Source organism: Azospirillum tabaci, from assembly GCF_014596085.1.
GTDB classification, from domain to species: Bacteria; Pseudomonadota; Alphaproteobacteria; order Azospirillales; family Azospirillaceae; genus Azospirillum; species Azospirillum tabaci.
In genome coordinates, this window is sequence record NZ_JACCJY010000010.1 from 42892 (window position 1) to 64222 (window position 21331).

Annotated in this window: 17 protein-coding genes; 11 read left to right on the plus strand and 6 right to left on the minus strand. The window is 68.8% G+C overall.

What is annotated here, in order from left to right; all coding sequences use genetic code 11:
- The first annotated feature begins 63 nt into the window (after positions 1-63).
- The 5 genes from H0B54_RS12445 to H0B54_RS12465 all read left to right on the plus strand — a co-directional run bounded on the left by H0B54_RS12445 (position 64) and on the right by H0B54_RS12465 (position 4779).
- Positions 64-1533, plus strand: coding sequence for a DUF2066 domain-containing protein (locus H0B54_RS12445; RefSeq protein WP_188260574.1), 1470 nt, complete (start codon positions 64-66; stop codon positions 1531-1533).
- Positions 1534-1636: 103 nt separating this feature from the next.
- Positions 1637-2197 (plus strand): CDP-alcohol phosphatidyltransferase family protein, encoded by a 561-nt coding sequence (locus tag H0B54_RS12450; protein ID WP_188260575.1) that lies wholly within the window; start codon positions 1637-1639, stop codon positions 2195-2197.
- Positions 2194-3255: an AI-2E family transporter gene (locus tag H0B54_RS12455; protein ID WP_188260576.1), complete on the plus strand. Its 1062-nt coding sequence runs from the start codon at positions 2194-2196 to the stop codon at positions 3253-3255. Before H0B54_RS12450 ends, H0B54_RS12455 begins: the two co-directional genes overlap by 4 nt.
- Positions 3256-3296: 41 nt before the next feature.
- A complete protein-coding gene (locus tag H0B54_RS12460; RefSeq protein WP_246472506.1) occupies positions 3297-4061 on the plus strand; it encodes an HdaA/DnaA family protein in 765 nt (254 codons plus the stop codon).
- On the plus strand, positions 4000-4779 hold the full coding sequence (locus H0B54_RS12465) for an SDR family oxidoreductase (protein ID WP_188260577.1): 780 nt from the start codon (positions 4000-4002) through the stop codon (positions 4777-4779). The genes H0B54_RS12460 and H0B54_RS12465 overlap by 62 nt, the downstream gene beginning before the upstream one ends.
- Positions 4780-4869: 90 nt before the next feature.
- On the opposite strand, the gene H0B54_RS12470 is transcribed toward H0B54_RS12465, so the two are convergent.
- Both H0B54_RS12470 and H0B54_RS12475 read right to left on the minus strand, forming a co-directional pair.
- Entirely contained in the window at positions 4870-6480 is a 1611-nt protein-coding gene (locus tag H0B54_RS12470) for a CYTH and CHAD domain-containing protein (protein WP_343068931.1), read from the minus strand.
- Between the two features lie 69 nt (positions 6481-6549).
- Positions 6550-7068: a SixA phosphatase family protein gene (locus H0B54_RS12475; RefSeq protein ID WP_188260578.1), complete on the minus strand. Its 519-nt coding sequence runs from the start codon at positions 7066-7068 to the stop codon at positions 6550-6552.
- A 217-nt stretch (positions 7069-7285) separates the two neighbouring features.
- Here H0B54_RS12475 and H0B54_RS12480 point away from each other — a divergent pair, with 217 nt between their 5' ends.
- Both H0B54_RS12480 and H0B54_RS12485 read left to right on the plus strand, forming a co-directional pair.
- Positions 7286-9433 (plus strand): RNA degradosome polyphosphate kinase, encoded by a 2148-nt coding sequence (locus H0B54_RS12480; protein WP_094303308.1) that lies wholly within the window; start codon positions 7286-7288, stop codon positions 9431-9433.
- A 19-nt stretch (positions 9434-9452) separates the two neighbouring features.
- Positions 9453-10994 (plus strand): Ppx/GppA family phosphatase, encoded by a 1542-nt coding sequence (locus tag H0B54_RS12485; RefSeq protein WP_188260579.1) that lies wholly within the window; start codon positions 9453-9455, stop codon positions 10992-10994.
- A gap of 169 nt (positions 10995-11163) precedes the next feature.
- Here H0B54_RS12485 and H0B54_RS12490 read toward each other — a convergent pair whose 3' ends face one another.
- Entirely contained in the window at positions 11164-12453 is a 1290-nt protein-coding gene (locus H0B54_RS12490; RefSeq protein WP_094303310.1) for a hypothetical protein, read from the minus strand.
- A 264-nt stretch (positions 12454-12717) separates the two neighbouring features.
- Complete coding sequence (gene rnd / locus H0B54_RS12495) at positions 12718-13884, minus strand: ribonuclease D (RefSeq protein WP_188260580.1); 1167 nt, start codon at positions 13882-13884, stop codon at positions 12718-12720.
- A 166-nt stretch (positions 13885-14050) separates the two neighbouring features.
- Here rnd and aspS point away from each other — a divergent pair, with 166 nt between their 5' ends.
- Positions 14051-15880, plus strand: a complete 1830-nt coding sequence (gene aspS, locus H0B54_RS12500; protein WP_094303311.1) for an aspartate--tRNA ligase — start codon at positions 14051-14053, stop codon at positions 15878-15880.
- Positions 15881-15992: 112 nt separating this feature from the next.
- Here aspS and H0B54_RS12505 read toward each other — a convergent pair whose 3' ends face one another.
- Positions 15993-16220, minus strand: a complete 228-nt coding sequence (locus tag H0B54_RS12505; RefSeq protein WP_094303312.1) for a hypothetical protein — start codon at positions 16218-16220, stop codon at positions 15993-15995.
- 149 nt (positions 16221-16369) lie between these two features.
- Entirely contained in the window at positions 16370-17248 is an 879-nt protein-coding gene (locus H0B54_RS12510) for a cell envelope integrity EipB family protein (RefSeq protein WP_211109346.1), read from the minus strand.
- 105 nt (positions 17249-17353) lie between these two features.
- Between H0B54_RS12510 and H0B54_RS12515 the strand changes: the two genes are divergently transcribed.
- The 3 genes from H0B54_RS12515 to H0B54_RS12525 all read left to right on the plus strand — a co-directional run bounded on the left by H0B54_RS12515 (position 17354) and on the right by H0B54_RS12525 (position 21263).
- Complete coding sequence (locus H0B54_RS12515) at positions 17354-18340, plus strand: 2-hydroxyacid dehydrogenase (protein WP_188260581.1); 987 nt, start codon at positions 17354-17356, stop codon at positions 18338-18340.
- Positions 18341-18588: 248 nt separating this feature from the next.
- A complete protein-coding gene (locus H0B54_RS12520; protein ID WP_188260582.1) occupies positions 18589-19383 on the plus strand; it encodes a GGDEF domain-containing protein in 795 nt (264 codons plus the stop codon).
- Positions 19384-19547: 164 nt separating this feature from the next.
- A complete protein-coding gene (locus H0B54_RS12525) occupies positions 19548-21263 on the plus strand; it encodes a sensor histidine kinase (protein ID WP_246472507.1) in 1716 nt (571 codons plus the stop codon).
- The last annotated feature ends 68 nt before the right edge of the window (positions 21264-21331 follow it).

The following is a 21331-nucleotide window of genomic DNA, read 5'->3' on the forward strand; positions in this document are numbered from 1 at the left end:
GGGTCATTTTGGGCCGGGTCAATAGGGAACGGGCCGAACATACTCGAATCGGAAGGCTTTGCAATGCTCCACCGCCGCCATGCGCCGCTGTTTGCGGGCTTCGCCGCCATCACCGTGGCCCTGGCCGTCCAGGCCGGCCCCGTGGAAGCGCAGGTGACCGGCGCCGCTCCACCCGCGGTGGCGGCGCCCGCGGCCGTTCCAGGGGCAACCCCCGGAGCGGCGCCTGCGGTGCCGGCGGCGGACCCCTTCACCGTGTCGGGCGTGAAGGTGGACGTCAGCGCCGCCAACGCCAACGCCGCCCGCGATCAGGCGATCCGCGACGCGCAGGTGAAGGCCTGGGCGGAGCTGTACAAGCGCCTCGTCCCCACCGCCACCAGCGTGCCGCGGGTGTCGGACATCGAGCTTGCCCGGCTGGTCCAGGGCTTCGAGATCGACGACGAGAAGGTGTCGGCCACGCGCTACGTGGGCAGCATCACCGTGCGTTTCCGTCCCAATTCCGTGCGCGAGACTCTGGCCGGCGGCGGCCAGCAGTATGTCGAGCCGCCGGCCCGGCCCTACGTGATTCTGCCCGTCACCGTCGTGGACGGACGCCCCGTCCTCTGGGAGGACCGCACCGACTGGCGCGAGGCCTGGGAGGGCCGTCCGGCCGGCGCCTCGCTGGTGCCGCTGGTCGTTCCGGACGGCGAATTGGCCGACATTTCCGCCATCGGCGTGAACGAGGCGCTGTCCGGCGATCAGGAAGCTCTGGCCCGCATCGCCCAGCGCTACAACGCCGGCGGCGTGGTCGTCGCCAAGACCGACGTTCCGGCGGGCGGGCTCGATCTCGGCCGTCCGCTGGCGGTCGAGGTGACCCACTACACCCCCGACGGCGCGCGGGACCAGCAGACGGTCAACGTGAAGGCCGACATGTCCGACCGGGCCGGCGATTTCCTGACCCGCGCGACCACCTTCGTATCCGCCGCCATCGACGAGTCCTACCGCCGCGACAACACCGTGGCGAGCGGGCCGGAGCAGTCGACGCTGGTGCGCGTGCCGCTGGGCAGCCTCAACGACTGGGTGGAGACGCGCAAGCGGCTAAGCATGGTCAACGCCGTGACCCGCACCGACGTGCTGTCGATCAGCCGCTACGAGGCGCTGGTCGCACTCACCCACCGCGGCGACGTGGAGCGGCTGCGCCAGGCGCTGGCCCGCCGCGACCTCGGCCTCGCCCGCACCGGGGCGGTCGCCGCGCCAATGCCGGCTCCCGTGCCGGGCCAGCCGCTTCCGCCGGTCGCGCCCACGCCGGAATGGCAGCTCCAGGTGCTGGCGAAGGGCGCCGGGGCGTCCCCGGCGCAGCCCGCCGCCGTTTCGCCGGCGTCCGTCCCGGCCACCACCCCATCCACCTTTTCTCCGGCCACCGGTTCTCCGGCCACTGGCGCGCCGTCGGCCTATCCCAGCGTGACGCCCGCCCCGGTCGGCGCGCCGCAGGCCGCACCGGGGGCTCCGCCGCGCATTCTGGGCACGCTACCGGCCACCGGCACGGCGCGTCCGTGACGGCAGAGGGCGTGACGGCAGAGGGCGTGACGGCGTTACAGACGGGCCGGGACCGGCCCTTGACGGGGCGCCGGCGCAAGGGACAACGGCAGAAGGCACCGCGGTGAGCATCCCGAACATCATCACCTTCGGCCGCATCCTGGTGGTGCCGGTCGCCGTCTATTTCATCCTGGCCGGGGAGCTGGGGGTCGCCTTCTGGCTGTTCGTCGGGGCGGGGGTGTCCGACGCCGTCGACGGCGCCGTGGCCCGCATGTTCCGCGCCCGCACGGTGCTGGGCGCCTATCTCGACCCGATCGCCGACAAGGCGCTGCTGGTCAGCGTCTACGTCTCGCTGGGCCATATCGGCGTCCTGCCGCTGTGGCTGGTCATCCTGGTGGTGTTCCGCGACCTGATGATCGTCGGCGGGGTGATGCTGCTCTACACGCTGAAGGAGTCGCTGGCGATGCAGCCGCTCTATGTCAGCAAGATCAACACGGCGGTGCAGCTTGCCCTGGCGGCGGCGGTGCTGGCCCCGGCGGGGCTGGGTCTGCCGGACTTCCAGCTGTTCGGACAGGAGCTGGTGCCCCTGCTGATCTGGGTCTGCGCCGCGACCACAGTGCTGTCGGGGCTGGCCTACGTCTACCGCGGCGGCCTTCTGTTCAGCCGGCATGGAGGGGTGCCGTGACGGCGGGCAAGCAGATCCGCTTCTGGCTGATCGGCCTTGGCCTGTTCGTCCTGGCCCTGTGGCTGCTGTCCGGCATGCTGCTGCCCTTCGTGATGGGGCTGGCGGTCGCCTATCTGCTGGATCCGGTGGTCGATCGGGTCGAGCGCTGGCGCCTGCCGCGTTGGCTCGCGACGACGCTGGTGCTGCTGTCCTTCGTTCTGGTGCTGGTCCTGATGGGTCTGCTGCTGCTGCCGCTGGTGCAGTCGCAGGTGTCCCACCTGATCGAGGTGCTTCCCAACTACGCCAACGCGGCGCGGGACCGGCTGCTGCCGATGCTGGACCGGCTGATCCACCGGCTGTCGCCGGAGGACGTGGAGCGGCTGCGCGGTGCCGCCGGCAACTACGCCGGCGACGTCGTCGGCTGGATCGGGCGGGTGTTGAAGCACATCCTGTCCGGCGGGCTGGCGCTGTTCGACGTGCTGTCGGTGATGTTCATCACGCCCATCGTGGCCTTCTACCTGATGCGCGACTGGGACATCCTGGTCGCCAAGGTGAACAGCTGGCTGCCCCTGCACCACGCCGCGACGATCCGCGAGCAGGCGCGCGAGGTGGACGAGACGCTGGCCGGATTCGTCCGCGGGCAGGCGCTGGTCTGCCTCGTGCTGGGGGTGTTCTACGCGGTGGCGCTGTCGCTGGCGGGGCTGGATTTCGGGCTGGTGATCGGGCTGATGGCGGGGCTCCTGTCCTTCATCCCCTATGTCGGCTCGCTGTTCGGATTCGTGTCGAGCACCGGGCTGGCCCTGCTGCAGTTCGACGACCCGTGGCGAGTCGCCATCGTCGTCGCGATCTTCCTGTTCGGACAGGCGGTGGAGGGCAACGTCCTGACGCCGAAGCTGGTGGGCGAGAAGGTCGGGCTGCACGCGGTCTGGGTGATCTTCGCCCTGCTGGCCGGCGGTTCGCTGTTCGGCTTCGTCGGTGTCCTGCTGGCGGTTCCGGTGGCGGCGGTGATCGGGGTGCTGACACGCTTCGCGTTGGGGCGCTATCTTGAGAGCCCCTACTACCGCGGTACCCCCTCCTGATGATTCCCGCCTCATGACAACCGACCCATGACAACAGACCCATGACACTGGCGGCCCAGATCCCGCTCGACCTCGGACACCGCGCCGCCATGGGCTGCGAGGATTTCCTCGTGGCGCCCAGCAACGCCGAGGCGGTGGCGTGGCTCGACCGCTGGCCGTCCTGGCCGGCGCCGGCCCTGACGCTGTACGGGCCGGACGGTTGCGGCAAGACCCATCTGGGCCATGTCTGGCGGGCGCGCAGCCACGCCCCCATCGCCATGGGCGAGGCGCTGGACCGGATCGACCCGCACGCCCTGCTGGCCCGCGCCAACGCCGTGGTGGTCGAGGACGCGGACCGGGTGGCCGGGGCGCCGGCGCGGGAGGAGGCGCTGTTCCACCTCTACAACCTCGCCCGCGACTCGGGTGGGCATCTGCTCCTGCTGTCGCGCCGTCCGCCATCACGCTGGCGTATGAAGCTGGCCGACCTGCGCTCCCGCATCAAGGCGGCGCCCGCCGTCGGTGTGGAGGCGCCGGACGACGCGCTGCTCGCCGCCGTGCTGGTCAAGCTGTTCGCCGACCGTCAGTTGCGGCCGGGCATGGACCTCATCACCTACCTGCTGACCCGGATGGAACGGTCGCTGGAGGCGGCGGGGCGGGTGGTCGCGGCGCTTGACCGCGCCTCGCTGGCCGCGCACCGTCCCCTGACCGTGCCGCTGGCCCGCGAGGTGCTGGCCGGTCTGGAGGCCGGGAAGGGAGGAGACGAGGATGGATCTGGGAATCGCCGGACGCCGCGCCATCGTGTGCGCAGCCAGCAAGGGACTGGGTAAGGCCTGCGCCCTGGCGCTGGCGCGCGAAGGGGTGGAGGTCACCATCACCGCGCGCGGCCGCGACCTGCTGGAGGCCGCCGCGGAGGAAATCCGCAGGGAGACCGGCGCCACCGTGACCACCGCCGTCGGCGACATTGCGACGGAGGAGGGGCGCGCCGCCGCGCTGGCCGCCTGTCCGGAGCCGGACATCCTCGTCAACAACGCGGGCGGCCCGCCGCCGGGCGACTTCCGCGATTGGGAGCGCGACGACTGGGTCCGCGCCGTCGAGGCCAACATGCTGGCCCCGATCTTCCTCATCAAGGCGACGGTGGACGGCATGATCGGCCGCCGCTTCGGGCGGATCGTCAACGTCACCTCGGCGGCGGTCAAGGCGCCGATCCCGATCCTCGGCCTGTCCAACGGGGCGCGGGCGGGGCTGACCGGCTTCGTCGCCGGGTTGTCGCGCCAGACCGTGCGCCACAACGTGACGATCAACAACCTGCTGCCCGGCCCCTTCGAGACCGACCGCCTGCGCACCACCATGGAAGGCGGGGCCAGGGCCAACAACCGCAGCCTGGACGAGGAGATGGCCCTCCGCCGTGCCGACAACCCGTCGGGCCGGTTCGGCGATCCGGCGGAGTTCGGCGCAGCCTGTGCCTTCCTTTGCTCGGCCCATGCCGGTTTCATGACCGGGCAGAACGTCCTGCTGGACGGCGGCGCTTATGCGGGGACGCTGTAGGACACTTTTTTTGAGACGCCCGCCTTAGGGAACTGCCCCCCTCCCCTGCGATAGCGGGGGAGGGTTTAGGGTGGGGGCAACGTCATGCCCTCACCAGAACACCGGCCCGTCGCGGAAGACCTTCCACAGCCCGGGCAGCGCCTTGCGGCGCCTGTCGGCCTGTTTGGCGAGCCAGCGGGCGGTCGCGTCGGCGGCGGAGCGATGGTCCGGCCGATCCGCCGACAGGTCGCGCAGGAGGACACCGGCCACCGCGGCGTCATGATCGGCGTCCAGAGCGCCCAGCAGGGCGTCGAGCGCGGCGATGAAGGGCACCGTTGCGGTTTCGGCGTAGAGGCCGCGGAAGAACTCCGCCGTGTGCCGCAGCTTGCGCAGGCGGCGGCGCAGCCGGTCGCGGGCCGCGGCGTCGGCGCCCTCCAGGTCGCGGCCCGCCTTCAGCGCCTTGGCGTGCTGGGCGGCCAGCCAAGGACCCGACAGCTCGGCCATCGGGCGGTCCAGCTGGGCGCGGACCTCCGGCGCGGCGCCGGACTGCCACGCCCCGTCCTCCAGCCACGCCCCAAGCGCCAGGATCAGCCCGGTGCAGCGCGGCGACTGGATCGCCTCCACCGCCGCCAGCGCAGGCGCCCGCCGGGCCTCGCGCACCGCGGCGGTCAGCGTGGCGAGCCCGGCGGCGGAGGCCTTTCCCGTCGCCGCGAAGGGCGCGATCCCATGGGACAGCAGCACGTCCCAATCGCGCGCCGGGCCGAGTTGGCGGGAGAACCAGCGGATGTCGTTCCCGGCGCGGCAGGCGTCCGGCACCCCGGCGAGGGGACGGAACAGCCGGATGGCGGTGCGCAGGCGGCGCAGCGCGACCCGCATCTGGTGCAGCCCCTCCACGTCGCCACCGGCCAGCGCGCAGGCTTCGTTGGCCAGCAGCAGGCGCAAGCCGTGCCGCACGATGTGACGGTAGGCTTCGGCCACGGTGGTGACCGGGGTGAGGCCCAGCGGCTCCGGCAGAACGGGGGCGGGCAGGCGCCCGGTGACGAGACGTTCGCCGATCTCCGCCTTGCTTTCCGTTCCGATGCGAACCGGAACGCTGCGCTGGAGCAGCAGCGCGAGATCGAACAACCGCCCGACGCGGCCCGACTTCAGCTCAAGCTCCACTTCGCTGATTCGGGCGCAGGCGTTGCCGGCGGTGATCTGGCCCTCGTCCACCGCCACCTCGATGGAGGTCAGGGCGTCCGGACGGACGAGCAGGGTGGTGCGCCGGAATTCCGTCGTGAACAGCGAAACCAGCGCCGCGCGCGCGTCCTCCGGCACCAGAGCGGCGACACCCTCCGCGTCGAAGGGCGTCATGTCGGGGGCGGCCGTGGGGATGGCCCAGTCCCATTTCTTGCGGATGGCCACCGCGGCCGAATCGCCGGGTGTGGCGGCGTTGATGGTCTTCAGCGTCTGCACGAAGCGGTCGCCGTCCTGCCGCACCCGCAAGGCGATGCCCCCGGTGAACAGACGCCGGTCCGGCGTGTCGTAATAGACGGTGCGCAGATCGCGGACGGCCGGGGCGCCCTCCGCCGCGGCCTTCAGGGCGGGCAGGTCCGCAACGCGGGAAAGATCGCGCGGGTCGAGGTGGAGCTTCATCTCCACCTCGCGCACGGCGGACACCGCGGCGGATGCACCGGAGGGCGTGGCGTGCTGGGGCGCGTTGTTCTGGGGCGCGGAAGACACGGGGGCGACTCCTGCTCGGTTCCGGGCCTGCTCTGTTCGGGGTTGAAATACCCCATACGGAAAAGGGCGTTAAGAGAGTTTCCGCGGCAGGATGAAATCGGCCAGTCGTCCCGCCCCGCTGTCCAGGTCGGCCCAGCGGGCCGCTTCGAACAGAATGACGGCGCAGGCACCGGTCGGAAATTTCTCCGCCAGCGTGTCCCGGTGCCGCTCCTCGCCGCTTCCGGTCAGGTCGCGGGCGAGGTCGTGGAGGTCCGGGTTGTGGGCGACCAGCATCAGCGACGACACGGATTCGGGGGCGTCGCGCAGCCGTTCGAGAAGGACGCCGGCGCCGCACAGGTAGAGACCGCGCTCGCGCTCCACCGGGATGTCCGGCGCGTCCATCACCTCCAGCAGGCGGTCGGCGGTGTCCGCCGCGCGCCGGGCGGTGGAGCACAGCACCAGCCCGATGCGCGCGCCGCGGTCCTTCAGTTCGTGGCCGACCAGCCGAGCCGCCTTCTTGCCCCGCGGCGCCAAGGGGCGGTCGTGGTCGTCCAGGGAGGGATCGTCCCACGCGGACTTGCCGTGGCGCATGAGATACAGGGTTTTCATGGAGGGTGTCCCTTCCTGTTCTAATCGCGGTTCGGCGTGATGCGCCGGGGGTGCGACTGTTTTCGCAGCGGTATTATCGTGACGGCAGTATTATGCTGTCTGACCCAAAACCGTAACGTAGTTGGGGTAGGTTGCTTGGCCCGTCGACCGCGGCGGGGCGGTCCGGCCCGATCGGACTGTAGCGGCACCACCCATCACGCAAAAGCCCGAGGCTGCTGTGACCGAACTTCAGGACCTGGAAGCGACCTGCATCGAAGCGGACGCGCCGGAGCGCTTCATCAACCGCGAACTGTCGTGGCTGGCCTTCAACCAGCGCGTCCTGGATGAGGCGTCCAACCCGAACCACCCGCTGCTCGAGCGGTTGAGGTTCCTGTCGATCTCCTCCAGCAACCTCGACGAATTCTACATGGTCCGCGTCGCCGGCCTGAAGGGGCAGGTGGCCGCGGGGGTGAAGACCCCCAGCGCCGAGAACCTGACCCCGGCCCAGCAGCTCACCGCGGTGAACCAGCGCATCGTCGAGCTGATGAACGCGCAGCAGACCATGTGGCGCAGCCTGAAGCAGGATCTGCGCGAGGCCGGCATCATGGTGGTCGACGCCGAGGACCTGACCGAGGGGGAGAAGGACTGGCTGGAGGCCAAGTTCCTCGACGACATCTTCCCCATCCTGACCCCCATCGCCGTGGACCCGGCGCACCCGTTCCCCTTCCTGCCCAACCTGGGCTTCTCGCTGGCGCTGCAGCTGCACGAACCGGTGAAGGGGCGGCACCTCGACGCGCTGGTCCCGCTGCCGGCGCAGCTCGACCGCTTCATCCGCCTGCCGGGGTCGGAGATCCGCTTCATCCAGCTGGAAAAGCTGGTGATGCTGTTCATCGACCGGCTGTTCCCGCCGTTCCAGGTCAAGGCGCACGGCGTCTTCCGCGTGCTGCGCGACAGCGAGATGGAAATCGAGGAGGAGGCGGAGGATCTGGTCCGCACCTTCGAAAGCGCGCTGAAGCGCCGCCGCCGCGGCAGCGTCATCCGGCTGGCCACCGACGCCGGCATGGCCGCCGACCTGCGTGAGTTCCTGCGCCACGAGCTGCGCGTCTCGAACGACGACGTGTTCATCCTCGACGGGCTGATCGGCCTGTCGGACACCCGCCAGTTGATCGTCGACGAGCGGCCCGATCTGGTCTTCCGCCCCTTCAACGCCCGCTTCCCGGAGCGCATCCGCGACTTCGGCGGCGACTGCTTCGCGGCCATCCGCGACAAGGACATCGTCGTTCACCACCCGTACGAGAGCTTCGACGTGGTGGTGCAGTTCATCCGGCAGGCGGCGCGCGACCCGCAGGTGGTCGCCATCAAGCAGACGCTCTACCGCACCAGCAAGGACAGCCCGATCGTCGCCGCGCTGATCGAGGCGGCGGAGGCCGGCAAGTCGGTGACCGCTCTGGTCGAGCTGAAGGCCCGCTTCGACGAGGAGGCCAACATCCGCTGGGCGCGCGACCTGGAACGCGCGGGCGCCCAGGTCGTCTACGGCTTCGTCGATCTGAAGACGCACGCCAAGGTATCGCTGGTGGTGCGGCGCGAGAACAAGGCGCTGCGCAGCTACGTCCATTTCGGGACGGGCAACTACCACCCGATCACGGCGAAGGTCTACACCGACCTGTCTTTCTTCACCTGCGACCCGGCGCTTTGCCACGACGCGGCGGTGATGTTCAACTACATGACCGGCTACGCCACGCCGAAGCTGTTGGAGAAGATCGCCATCGCCCCGATCACGCTGCGCCAGAAGCTGGGCCAGCTGATCGACGCGGAGGTTGCCAACGCTGCCGCCGGCAAGCCTGCCCACATCTGGGTGAAGCTGAACTCCCTGGTCGATTCGGAGATCATCGACCGGCTCTACAAGGCGTCGCAGAAGGGCGTGCAGATCGACATGGTGATCCGCGGCATCTGCTGCCTGCGCCCCGGCGTCAAGGGCCTGTCGGAGAACATCCGGGTGCGCAGCATCGTCGGGCGCTTCCTGGAGCACGGGCGCGTCATCTGCTTCGCCAACGGCCACGCGCTGCCCAGCCCGCAGGCCAAGGTCTTCATTTCCTCCGCCGACTGGATGACGCGCAACCTGGACCGCCGCATCGAGACGCTGGTGCCCATCGAGAACCCGACGGTGCACGAGCAGGTGCTGGACCAGATCATGGTCGCCAACCTGAAGGACGAGGCGAACACCTGGAAACTCGGCCCCGACGGCGTTTATCATCGGGTGGAGGCTGGTCCGGACGCGTTCAGCGCCCATAACTATTTCATGACGAACCCCAGCCTGTCGGGTCGCGGCAGCGCGCTCAGCAGCAAAAAGACGCCGCCGCGGTTGAAGCTGCGTACGGTCATTTGATTGAGGACATCGGTTGCTTATGACGCCGGCGCAGGAACACACGGTCGCCACCAAGGTCGTCGACAAGGGCGAGCGGATCGCCGTCATCGACATCGGGTCCAACTCGATCCGGCTCGTCGTCTATGACGCTCTGAAGCGGTCGCCCCTGCCGGTCTTCAACGAAAAGGTCCTGTGCGGGCTCGGCCGCGGGGTTGAGAAGACCGGTTGCCTGAACCCGGACGGCGTGATCCAGGGCCTGGAGGCCCTGGAACGCTTCGCCCTGCTGGCCGCGGGCATGCGCGTCGGGCGGCTGGACGTCATCGCCACGGCGGCGGTGCGCGACGCCACGGACGGACCGGCCTTTGTCCAGCGGGTGAAGGACCGCACCGGCCTCGACGTCGGCGTCATCAGCGGCGAGGAGGAGGCGCGGCTGTCCGCCATGGGCGTGCTGTCCGGCACCCCCGCCGCGGACGGCCTGGTCGGCGACCTCGGCGGTGGAAGCCTGGAACTGGTGCGTCTGGAGCGCGGCGTGATCGGCGAGCATCTGACGATGCCGCTGGGGCCGTTGCGCCTGATGGAACTGAACCCCGCCAAGCCGAACGGGCTGGTCCGGGCCATCGACCAGCATCTGGAAAAGCTGGACTGGCTGGCGCAACTCCGCGGCAAGCCCTTCTACCCGGTGGGCGGCGGCTGGCGGGCCCTGGCCAAGCTGCACATGGAGCATGTGAAGCACCCGCTGCACATCATCCACCACTACACGGTGCCCTTCGCCGAGGCGCGGGACTTCGCCGGGCTGATCGCCAAGCAGAGCCGGTCCTCGCTGGAGAAGATGTCCGGCTCCCGCCGCCGGGTCGACACGCTGCCCTACGCGGCGCTGGTGTTCGAGCGGTTGTTGCGGATGGTCCAGCCGTCCAACGTGGTGTTCTCGGCCTTCGGTCTGCGTGAAGGGCATCTCCACGCCCTGCTCGATCCGGAGACGCAGCGGCAGGACCCGCTGCTGGCTGCGGCGGAGGATTGGGCGCAGCGCTTCGTCCGCATCGGCGATCCGGCCCTGCTGGTGTCTTGGACTGGCAATCTTTTCGCCGGGGAGGACGATGCGGCGTTGCGGCTGCGGCAGGCTTCCTGCCTGCTCAGCGACGTGGGTTGGGCCGAGCATCCCGATTACCGGGCGGAGCACGCCTGCCTGCGCATCCTGCGCTACCCCTTCCCAGGCATCGACCATGACGAGCGGGCCTTCCTGGCGTTGGCCGTCTACGCCCGCTACGCCGGTTCCATCGACGGGCTTGGCATCCCCAATGCGGTCACCTCGGGGCCGCGGGCGCTGCTGAGCGACGCCCAGGCGCGCAAGGCGCTGGTGCTGGGGTTGGCCCTGCGGCTGGCCCACACGCTGACCGGCGGGGCCACCGCGCTGCTGCAGCGCACGTCCCTGAAGGTGTCGGGGGAGCGGCTGGTGCTGACCCTGCCGGACGATTTCAGCGTGCCCGCCGGAGAGACGGTGCAGCGGCGCCTGGACGCGCTGGCGAAGGCGCTGAACCGCAAGGGCGAGATCGTGCCGCCGGCCCGGCCGCAAGCGGCGGAGTAGTGGTTTTTAGCCCTCTCCCGTCCCGGGAGAGGGAGGGACCCGCCGCGAAGCGGTGGAAGGGTGAGGGTGCCCTCAAGGACCAATGCCTTGATTCTCGCACGACCCTCACCCGCCTGCTTCGCAGGCACCCTCTCCCGGGGCGGGAGAGGGGACTAAACTGGAAGAACCCTCACGCCACCTTGGCGTGGGCGATGGCTTCGCGGACGCTCACGCCCTTGCGCAGGATGTTGTCCACGGCGCGGCCCTGCACCATCGTGATGCCGACCTTGTGGGCGTAGACCAGACTCGACACGCTGTCGCAGCGCGCCAGGATGAACTTGCAGCGGTCCTGCTCCTGGATGCGTTCGATGAAGTACTTCTCGAAGGTCGGGTCCATCTCCAGCATGTCGTTGGACCAGAAGATCTTCGCGTAGTCGGCGTTCAGGTATTCCAGGTCGAAGTTCGTCACCCAGAAGGGGTTCAGCCCGTCCACCGCGATCTGGTAGCGGCGGTCCTGGGCGAACTCCACCACCTCGTTGAACAGCGACAGATTCTCGATCAGGTCGCCCTTGGAGATTTCAAGCACCACCTGCCCGCGGAAATCGAGGGGAAGCCGCTCGTCGAACTTCACGAAGCCGGTGGAAATGACGGTGGACAGGTTGATGTTGATGCCGATGCGCCGGCCCCGCATGAAGCTGAGCCCGTGGTTCAGCGCCCGCAGCACCGACTGGTCGAGGTTGGCCGTGAAATAGTTGAACAGCCACTTGTTGGCCGTGATGTCGTAATCCGGGCAGAGCCGTTCCTGAAGCAGCTTGATGGAGATGTAGAGTTCGAAATAGGCCATGTCCTCTTCGGCGTTGCGGCCGATGTTGGCAATGGCCTGATTGAACAGGAAGGGCGACAGGTCGAACATCTGCATGGAGCGTTCGAGCTTCGCCATCTCCTCCAGCGTGATCGGCGGCTTCGTCTCGTTGGAGTGGTCGCCGGTCTCGTTCGCCTGCAGTTCCTCGATGAAACGGATGACGTTGATGAAGTTCAACGCCAGTTCCATGATCGAGTAGAGCGAGAATTCCTTGTAGGGGTTCGCCCCGGTCAGGGTCGTCTTCGCCAGGAAGATCTGCTCCACCTTCTGACAGACGTCGGTGACGCCGGTCAGCTTCAGCCCCTTGTAGAGGATGATGACGTCGCCGTTGGAAATGTTGAAGGATTGCAGATAGGAGGCCTTGCTCGCCAGTTCCTGGATGATCGTGCGGACGATCATCTGGCTGGACGGGTCCTTGTCCCGCAGCAACGACAGGTGCATGTGGATCAGGCGCATGCCCTGCAATTCGGACTTCGCGGAGCGGAGCAGATTCAGCAGCTTGTCGTTGTCAAATTCAGGCTTCTGGTCCTTCGCGGCGGCGACGGCAGCCTGCTTCTCCGTCGTGGAGAGGCGGACGCGGTCGCGTCCTATGGGTGGTTTGCCGCCGAACCTGCTCATACGCGAAATCCCCCGGGTGGGCGCATAGGGCGTGTGCGCACCTTATAGGCGAGAATTCCATCCGCGAACCACACCGAGCCGATACACGGCATGGATACGGAGCCCGTGACTTATTAGCCCTGACCTTTTTTAACAATGCCTTAAAGCGCTGTTAATTGCGATGAATTGTTTCATAATTTTGGCTAAACGTCGCGAAGCTGACCGAACCTGTAACGGCCCAAGCCGACTCTTGCGCCATTCTGGAACGATTCTGGAAGGGGCCGTTTACGACCCCTCTCCATTGCCCGCCGGAACGATGCGGACACGGCGGTCGAGCACCGCCAGACCGATGCGGCCATGCTTCAGCGCAAGCGCGTCATCGCCGAACAATTCCCGGCGCCAGCCCTGCATCGCCGGCACCTGGGCCTCGTCGTCCGCGGCGATGGCCTCCAGATCGGCGGCGGAGGCGATCAGCTTGGACGCCACATTGTTCTCTTCGCACTTCATTTTCAGAAGCACGCGCAACAGCTCAACGACTGGTTGCAGGCCCGGCGGGGGCTCCTCGCGCGGCTCGACGCGCGGCAGTTCGGACTCCGGCAGGTCAAGCCCCTTCTGGACACAGGCCAGCACCTCGGCGCCCTGGCGGCCTTCCGCGAAGCCGCGGCCCATGCCGCGCGTGCGGGCGAGGTCGTCCACGCTGGTCGGGGCGTGGGCGGCGATCTCCAGCAGCGCCTCGTCGCGGAGCACGCGGGAGCGCGGCAGATCGCGGCGTTGCGCCTCGCGCTCCCGCCATGCCGCCAGCTCCTTCAGCACGGCCATGAAGCGCGGCTTGTTGGTCCGCACCTTCAGCCGCAGCCAGGAGCTGTCCGGGTCCACCTGATAGGTGGCGGGATCGGTCAGGACGGCCATCTCCTCTTCCAGCCAGTGGGCGCGGCCGGAGCGGACGAGGCGGCGCTTCAGCTTCTCGTAGGCCGGGCGCAGGTGGATCACGTCGGACAGGGCGTAGGTCAGCTGCCGCTCGGTCAGCGGACGCTGCGACCAGTCGGTGAAGCGGCTGGACTTGTCGATGCGCGCCCCGGCCAGCTTGGTGACCAGCGTCTCGTACCCGACGCTCTCCCCGAAGCCGCAGACCATGGCGGCGACCTGGGTGTCGAACAGCGGGTGGGGGATCTGGCCGGACAGGTGCCAGAAGATTTCCACGTCCTGCCGGGCGGCGTGGAACACCTTGAGGATCGCCGGGTCCACCATCACGCGGAACAGCGGCGCCAGATCGATGCCTTCGGCCAGCGGGTCGATGGCGACCGCGCCGTTCGGCCCGCCCACCTGCACGAGGCAGAGCTGCGGCCAATAGGTCTTCTCGCGCAGGAATTCAGTGTCGACGGTGATGTAGTCCACCCCGGCCAGCGAGCGGCAGAAGGCGTCAAGGTCTTCGGTGGTCGTGATGAGTGTCATGCGGGCTTCATACACGAGCGCGCGACCGCGCGAAAGCTCGCCCTTCGGCAACTCTCCCAGCGTGCAGCGGACGCGGATGGCGACTTGACATTCCGGCGCTGTCGGTGTGGTGTGTCGGGCCGCCTTTCCGCGCAGGATTCCGACCTTTTCCAAGGTGTTTCGACCCATGCACCCCTACCGCACGCACACCTGCGGCCAGCTTCGCGAAGAGAACGCCGGTCAGATTGTCCGCCTGTCGGGCTGGATCAACCGCAAGCGCGACCATGGACAGCTCCTGTTCATCGACCTGCGCGACCATTACGGCCTGACGCAGTGCGTGGTCGACACCTCCAACCCGGCCTTCCAGGCGGCGGAGCGGCTGAAGCTGGAATCGGTCATCACCGTGACCGGCAAGGTGGTCAAGCGCACGGCGGAGACCATCAACGACCGCTTGCCGACCGGCCGCATCGAGGTGCAGATCGCCGAGCTGACGGTGCAGGGCGAGGCGGAGCAGATCCCGCTGCAGGTCAACCAGGACACCGACGCCGGCGAGGACGTGCGCCTGCGCTACCGCTTCCTCGACCTGCGCCGCGAGCGCATCCACGAGAACATCCTGCTGCGCTCGCGCGTCATCGCGTCGGCGCGCCGCCGCATGATCGACCAGGGCTTCACCGAGTTCCAGACGCCGATCCTGACCGCCTCCTCGCCGGAGGGGGCCCGCGACTATCTGGTGCCGAGCCGCAACCATCCGGGCAAGTTCTACGCGCTGCCCCAGGCGCCGCAGCAGTTCAAGCAGCTGCTGATGGTCGCCGGGTTCGACCGCTACTTCCAGATCGCCCCCTGCTTCCGCGACGAGGACGCCCGCGCCGACCGCTCGCCGGGCGAGTTCTACCAGCTCGACTTCGAGATGTCCTTCGTCACCCAGGAGGACGTGTTCGCCGCCATCGAGCCGGTGCTGCACGGCATCTTCGACGAGTTCGGTGGCTTCCGCCGCGAGACGCCGCCGGCCATCGACAAGCCGCCCTTCCGCCGCATCTCCTTCGCGGAGTCGATGCTGAAGTACGGCAACGACAAGCCGGACCTGCGCAACCCGCTGGAGATCACCGACGTCACCGCCGTCTTCAAGCGCGACGACGTGGAGTTCCGCGCCTTCAAGCAGACGCTGGAGAAGGGCGGCGTGGTCCGCGCCATCCGCGCCCCGAAGGTGTCCGACAAGCCGCGCAGCTTCTTCGACAAGCTGAACGACTGGGCGCGCGGCCTCGGCGCTCCGGGCCTCGGCTACATCATCTTCGAGGCGGCGGGCGGCAAGGGCCCGATCGCCAAGTTCGTGCCGGAGGCCGCCCAGGCGGAGCTGCGCACGGCGGCGGGCGTGGAGGACGGCGACGCGGTCTTCTTTGTCTGCGACCAGCCCGGCCCGGCGGCCAAGCTGGCCGGCTTCGCCCGCACGAAGATCGGCGAGGAACTCGACCTGATCGAGAAGAACGCCTTCCGCTTCTGCTGGATCGTCGACTTCCCGATGTACGAGCTGGACGAGGAAACCAACAAGGTCGTCTTCAGCCACAACCCCTTCTCCATGCCGCAGGGCGGCTTGGAGGCGCTGAACACGATGAACCCGCTGGACATCAAGGCGTACCAGTACGACATCGTCTGCAACGGCGTGGAGCTGTCGTCGGGCGCCATCCGGAACCATCTGCCGGAGCTGATGTACAAGGCGTTCGAAATCGCCGGCTACCCGCCGGAGGAGCTGGAAGCCCGCTTCGGCGGCATGCTCAGCGCCTTCAAGCTGGGCGCCCCGCCGCACGGCGGCTCGGCCCCGGGCATCGACCGCATCGTGATGCTGCTGGCCGACGAGCCGAACATCCGCGAGGTCATCGCCTTCCCGCTGAACCAGCGCGCGGAAGACCTGCTGATGCAGGCCCCGGCCCCGGTGGACCAGGCACGCCTGCGCGAACTGCACCTGAAGCTGGACCTGCCGAAGCCGAAGGTCGCCGCCGAGGCGCCGAAGGCCGCCACCTGACGGCTCGAGCTTCCCTTTCCCTTCCCGCTTCGGCGGGGAGGGGAGGGCGGCCAACAAGAAAGCCCCCCGTCCGCGAGGCCGGGGGGCTTTCTTGTTTTGGATCGGAAAGGCGTCAGGCCGCGACGTTGCCGGCGGGGGCCGATCCGATCATGCGGTAATAGTTGGAGTCGACCAGAACGAGGCAGCTCAGCGTCTTCGCATCGCCTTCGTCCTCCGTGCTGACCACGCGGGCATGCGGGATGCCGAACAGGGTCACGGTCTCCCGCACGCGCCAGGACCGCCCGTTGGTCGCGCCAACGGTCTGGAACACCTGTCCCACCAAAACCTGCTTCTTGGCCATAGGAAAACCCTCATCCTGCTGTCGGTGCGCGACACGAATCCGCGGCGGCGTGGCCACGCACCATGCACAGTTTAGGCCAGTTTCCTCAAAATATGGCAAAATGAATTGTAACGAAATGCGCCATGGGCTGTGACCTTTGCGATTGGCGGTCAGCAGCCGGACTTCGGCAGGGCCTCCACCTTCTCCAAAATGGCGTTTACGGTGAAGTCGCCGTAGTCGATCTGCATGGACTCAGCCACGCCGTTCTGCAGCAGGCGCAGGCTCATCTCATACTCCGGCTGCGCCGAATCGCTCTTCAACGGGAAGAAGGCCATGCGCACCGGCCACGCCTTCTTGCCCTTCAGCAGCGGGTCGGCGCCGTCCTCCTTGGCTTGGATGGCCGCGCCGATGACCGTGGACACCTCGGTCGCCCCTTCGGAATCGGCGCCGTCGAAGACGACCCGGTTGAAGAAGGTGTCGCCGGCGCCAGCGTGGTCGAGCACCGCCAGGGTGTGGGCCGTCGGGAACATGGTGTTGGGGGGCAGTTCCATGTCCTGGGGCTCCGGCTTGGAGAAGGCGGCGGTGCCGGTGCCGTCCTTGGCCAGCCGGGCGTCGCCACGCACCTCCTCGTCCTCCTCCCCGTTGATCAGCTTGCGGACGTTGAAGCGGTAGCGCTGGCCGTCCTTGGCCTCCCACGTCGTGTAGTTGGTGGTCATCGCCATCTCGTCGCCCTCGGCGTAGACGAAGCGGAGCTGGAAGCGCTGCTCCGTCGTCCAGCCGTCGCAGGCGTCGGCCCATTCGAACAGCATGCGGCCTCGCACGTCGCTGACCTTGGAGCTGTTGCGTGCGGACAGCAGCGACATCTTGTAGACGGCGCGGTGGGGCAGGATGTTCGCCGCGGCACCGGCCGCCGCTCCCACCGCCGCGCCGGCCGCGTTGGCGGGGGCCGCCTGAGCCGGGCCGGTGGCGGGAAGGGCGGTCAGGGACACCAGGAACGCGCCGAAGGTCGCGCAAAGGGCGAGGCGGGCGGCGGAGCGGCGGTTCTGCAAAGCGACATCCACAGGTGATTGGCAGCGTCGGATGGATTATGGGTGTTTCGGCGTCGGAGCGGAAGGCCCGACCCCCCGAATAAACGGAAGGCTGAGGACAGATTCATGCGCAGCGACACCCCCGCATCACGGCCCGTCCTCTTGGTGACCCGGCGCCTGCCCGAGGCGGTGGAGGCCCGCGCCGCGCGCGATTTCGACGCCCGGCTGAACCCGCAGGACCGCGCGCTGTCCGGCGCGGACATCGCGGCCCTGGCGGGGGAAGCCGGCGCCCAGGGCATCCTCTGCACCGCCGGGGACCGGCTGGACGCCGCGGCCATCGCAGCCCTGCCCGAGGCTGTCCGGATCGTCGCCACCTTCTCGGTCGGCACCGACCACATCGACCTGAACGCGGCCAAGGCCCGCGGCCTGATCGTCACCAACACCCCGGACGTGCTGACCGACGCGACCGCCGACATCGCCCTGCTGCTGATGCTCGGCGCGGCGCGGCGCGCGTCGGAGGGGGAGCGGATGATCCGCGCCGGAGCCTGGACCGGCTGGACGCCGACCCAGCTTCTCGGCACCCATCTGGGCGGAAAGCGGCTGGGCATCATCGGCATGGGCCGAATCGGGCAGGCGGTGGCCCAGCGGGCGCGGGCCTTCGGCATGACCATCCACTACTCCAACCGGCGGCGCCTGCCCGCGGAGCAGGAGGCCGGGGCCGTCTACCACGCCGATCCCGAGGCGATGCTGGCGGTCTGCGACGTGCTGTCGCTGCATTTCCCGGCGACTCCGGAAACCACCCACTGGCTGAACGCGGAGCGCATCGAGCGCCTGCCGCCGGGGGCCATCGTGGTCAACACCGCCCGCGGCTCCGTCGTCGACGACGAGGCTCTGATCGCCGCGCTGGCCAGCGGACGGCTGGCCGCCGCGGGGCTGGACGTGTTCGAGAACGAGCCGAACCTGCACGCCGGCTACCGCGGTCTGGAGAACGCCTTCCTGCTGCCTCACCTGGGCAGCGCCACGGTGGAAACCCGCAACGCCATGGGCTTCAAGGCGCTCGACAACCTGAACGCCGTCTTCGCCGGGTCGGCGCCGCCGGACCGCGTGGTGTGACGTCGCCACACGCGGGCCTGTCGGGAGCCGGACAAGCCTTTTGTTCGGAAACCGTTCAAAAGAGAAAACAAATAAAAAGTAGATAAAATTTTCCGTAATGGGCCGTTCTCCCGGCAATTTCTGCCTGGTGGCGGCTCTGTCCGGCAGAAATTGCCGGGACGAAAGGCCTAGGCATACGGGAAAGCTCATGTGGCACGGTGATTGCTTCGGTTTCGGCGCAGCCAGTGCCGATCATGTGGAGAAAGCCCATGAGCGCCGTCGTGAACACTCAGGACCCGGATGCCATTTCCGCCGACCATCACGACGGACTGCCTTTCGACCGCGGGACCCACGACCGCCTGCTGCGGATGGCCCCTTTGCGAGGCTCCCGCATCGCCCATCCGGCGGTGTCCGTGACCGTCGAGGCGCCGGCCCTGGAGCACCAGCTCGCCGAGGCCCGCGCGACCATTGCCGAGCAGCGTGACCGGATCGCCTATCTGGAAAGCCTGTCCATGACGGACGAGTTGACCGGCCTGTTGAACCGCCGCGGCTTCTTCAGCCATTTCCGGCGCGAGATCGCCGCCGCGCGGCGGCAGGGCGCCAAAGGAAACGGCAAGGGTGGCGGGGTGCTGGTCATCATCGACCTGGACGGCTTCAAGCGGATCAACGACACCCATGGGCACATGGCCGGCGACGCCTACTTGCGGCAGGTCGCGCGGTTGCTCGTCGGATCGGTCCGCGAGGAGGATGTGGTGGCCCGGCTGGGCGGCGATGAGTTCGCGCTGCTGCTGACCAACACCGACGCGACCTGCGGCGACGTCCGCGCGCGGCAGATCGTGATTGCTGCGGGCCGGCGTTGCGTGCGATGGAACAACGCCGACCTGCCGGTCCGCTTCTCCTTCGGGGTGCAACCCTACGGGGCCGACGACCGGGAGGAGGAGGTGATCCGGCTCGCCGACTCCCGCATGTACAGCAACAAGGCCGGACGCCGCCCGCGCCCCGCGGGGCGCAAGGCCGGACCGCCTTCCGGTCATCGCGCGACGCTTCGGCAGACCACCGCCTGAACCCGGCATCGCTGCGGAAACACGGCATCGGGCAGCCTGTCGCACCCCCCAGACCGGGCTTGACCGAACGGTCGCTCCCACCGCAGCATCCGCACCTTTCCGTCGCAAAGGTGCCTGCCCTGAACACGTCTTCGGATCGTCCGAATCCCCCCTCGTCCCCGTCCATGGCCGGGCGATCAACCACACGGCCTCCCGATGGGCCTCCTTATGGGCCTCACAATGAGGCCGCCGCTGGGATACAGCCGCACGGCGCCCTTGTGGCGCTGGACGGCGATGGCGAGACGATCCTGGCTTGCAGCGCGAACACCGCGGACTTCCTCGGCTTGGCGCCGGAACGGCTGCTGGGATGTGGCGCAGGGGTGCTCGACCTTCCCGAACTTGCGGATCTGCTGGCGAGGCTGCGCGCCCTCCCGCCGGACCTGCGGTCGCTCGGTTTGCATGCGTCCGTGACGCCGCCGCGAGGCAGGACGCTGCCCGCCTTTCTGCACGAGCATGGTGGACGGGTGATCATCGAGGTGGAGAGACCGCCCGCCGGGGCGGAGCAATGGGCCGCCCCGACAGCGCCGGCCGGCCTTCTGCCGGGTATCGCCGCCCTGCACGGCGCCGCGGGGCTGGAGGCCATGGCGGCCCACGCCGCTCAGACCGTCCGTCGCCTCACCGGTCTGGATCGCGTCATCGTCTGCCGTTTCGACGCCTCCGGCCATGGGGAGGTGGTGGCAAGGGACGAGGCGCCGGATTGGGGTCACGCCGGCCTGGATCTCCGGCCCGGCGCGGCCCTGCCGGCGAACGCCTTCGATCGCGGTCCGGACGGGCACCCGCGGTTGCGCGTGGTTCTTGACCATGCGGCGGAACCGGTTCCTCTCCTGCACGCCGACACGGCAATTCCGCCGCCCGATCTGGCCCACGCGCACCTGCGCAGCCCTCCCCCGTCCCGCCGGGACTTCCTGCGGCGCATGGGGGCGGGTGCGGCCTTGACCGTGCCGGTCGTTCATGGCGGCAAGCCGTGGGGGGTGATCTCGGGCCACCGCCGCCAACCCCATGGGGTGCCTCCGGCCATCCGGATGCTTGCCGCCCTGGCGGCCGACGCTCTCGGCCTGATGCTGGACGCCGCCGAACGCGCCGTGGAGCGCGAGCGCCGCGCCGCCCACGCCGCGCGGCAGGCGGAGGTGAGTCGGATCAAGTCCGACTTCCTGACCGGGATGAGCCACGAGCTTCGCACTCCGCTCAACGTCATCATCGGCTATTCGGATTTCCTGCTTCATCCGGGGGCCGGCCCGCTCACCGACCGGCAGCGCGACTGCATCGGGAACATCCGCGCCTCCGGCACGCATCTTCTTGAACTCATCAACGATGTGCTGGACCTGTCGAAGATCGAGGCCGGGCATGTCGACCTAAACGACGAGGAGGTCGACGTCGCGGTCGTCGTGGGCGAAGTCTACGCCCTTCAGGAATTGGCCCTGTCGTCCGCCGGGCTGACCTTCGACGCGCAGTTTCCCCGTCCGCTGCCGCGCCTGCGCGCGGACCGGCGGTCGCTGCGGCAGATGCTGCTGAACCTGCTGTCCAACGCCGTCAAGTTCACCCCGGCGGGCGGGCGCGTCACCGTCGATGTGACGCGCACGGAGGAGGTGGCCGGGACCGGGCTGCGCATCGCCGTGATCGACACCGGAATCGGCATCCCGGAGGAGCACCGCCCCATCGTCCTGGAACCCTTCCGCCAAGTGCCGGGAGAGCGCATCCGCGGCGGCGCCGGCACCGGGCTGGGCTTGCCCATCGTTCGGTCCCTGGTGGAGGCGCATGGCGGGCGGTTGGCCCTGTCCAGCGTTCCAGGGCAGGGCACGCGGATCGACCTGCATTTCCCGCCGGAGCGGGTGATCGCATGATGGAAGTGATGGAAGCCCTGGAATAGTCGGGACTTCTCGGGCTGCGGCGGTCCGCCAAGGAGATTGCT

Coding starts and splice junctions, on each gene's coding strand:
- H0B54_RS12445 (WP_188260574.1), top strand. CDS start 64: ATGCTCCACCGCCGCCATGCGCCGCTGTTTGCGGGCTTCGCCGCCATC.
- H0B54_RS12460 (WP_246472506.1), top strand. CDS start 3,297: ATGACACTGGCGGCCCAGATCCCGCTCGACCTCGGACACCGCGCCGCC.
- H0B54_RS12465 (WP_188260577.1), top strand. CDS start 4,000: ATGGATCTGGGAATCGCCGGACGCCGCGCCATCGTGTGCGCAGCCAGC.
- H0B54_RS12475 (WP_188260578.1), bottom strand. CDS start 7,068: ATGAAAACCCTGTATCTCATGCGCCACGGCAAGTCCGCGTGGGACGAT.
- H0B54_RS12485 (WP_188260579.1), top strand. CDS start 9,453: ATGACGCCGGCGCAGGAACACACGGTCGCCACCAAGGTCGTCGACAAG.
- H0B54_RS12490 (WP_094303310.1), bottom strand. CDS start 12,453: ATGAGCAGGTTCGGCGGCAAACCACCCATAGGACGCGACCGCGTCCGC.
- rnd (WP_188260580.1), bottom strand. CDS start 13,884: ATGACACTCATCACGACCACCGAAGACCTTGACGCCTTCTGCCGCTCG.
- aspS (WP_094303311.1), top strand. CDS start 14,051: ATGCACCCCTACCGCACGCACACCTGCGGCCAGCTTCGCGAAGAGAAC.
- H0B54_RS12505 (WP_094303312.1), bottom strand. CDS start 16,220: ATGGCCAAGAAGCAGGTTTTGGTGGGACAGGTGTTCCAGACCGTTGGC.
- H0B54_RS12515 (WP_188260581.1), top strand. CDS start 17,354: ATGCGCAGCGACACCCCCGCATCACGGCCCGTCCTCTTGGTGACCCGG.
- H0B54_RS12520 (WP_188260582.1), top strand. CDS start 18,589: ATGAGCGCCGTCGTGAACACTCAGGACCCGGATGCCATTTCCGCCGAC.
- H0B54_RS12525 (WP_246472507.1), top strand. CDS start 19,548: ATGGCCGGGCGATCAACCACACGGCCTCCCGATGGGCCTCCTTATGGG.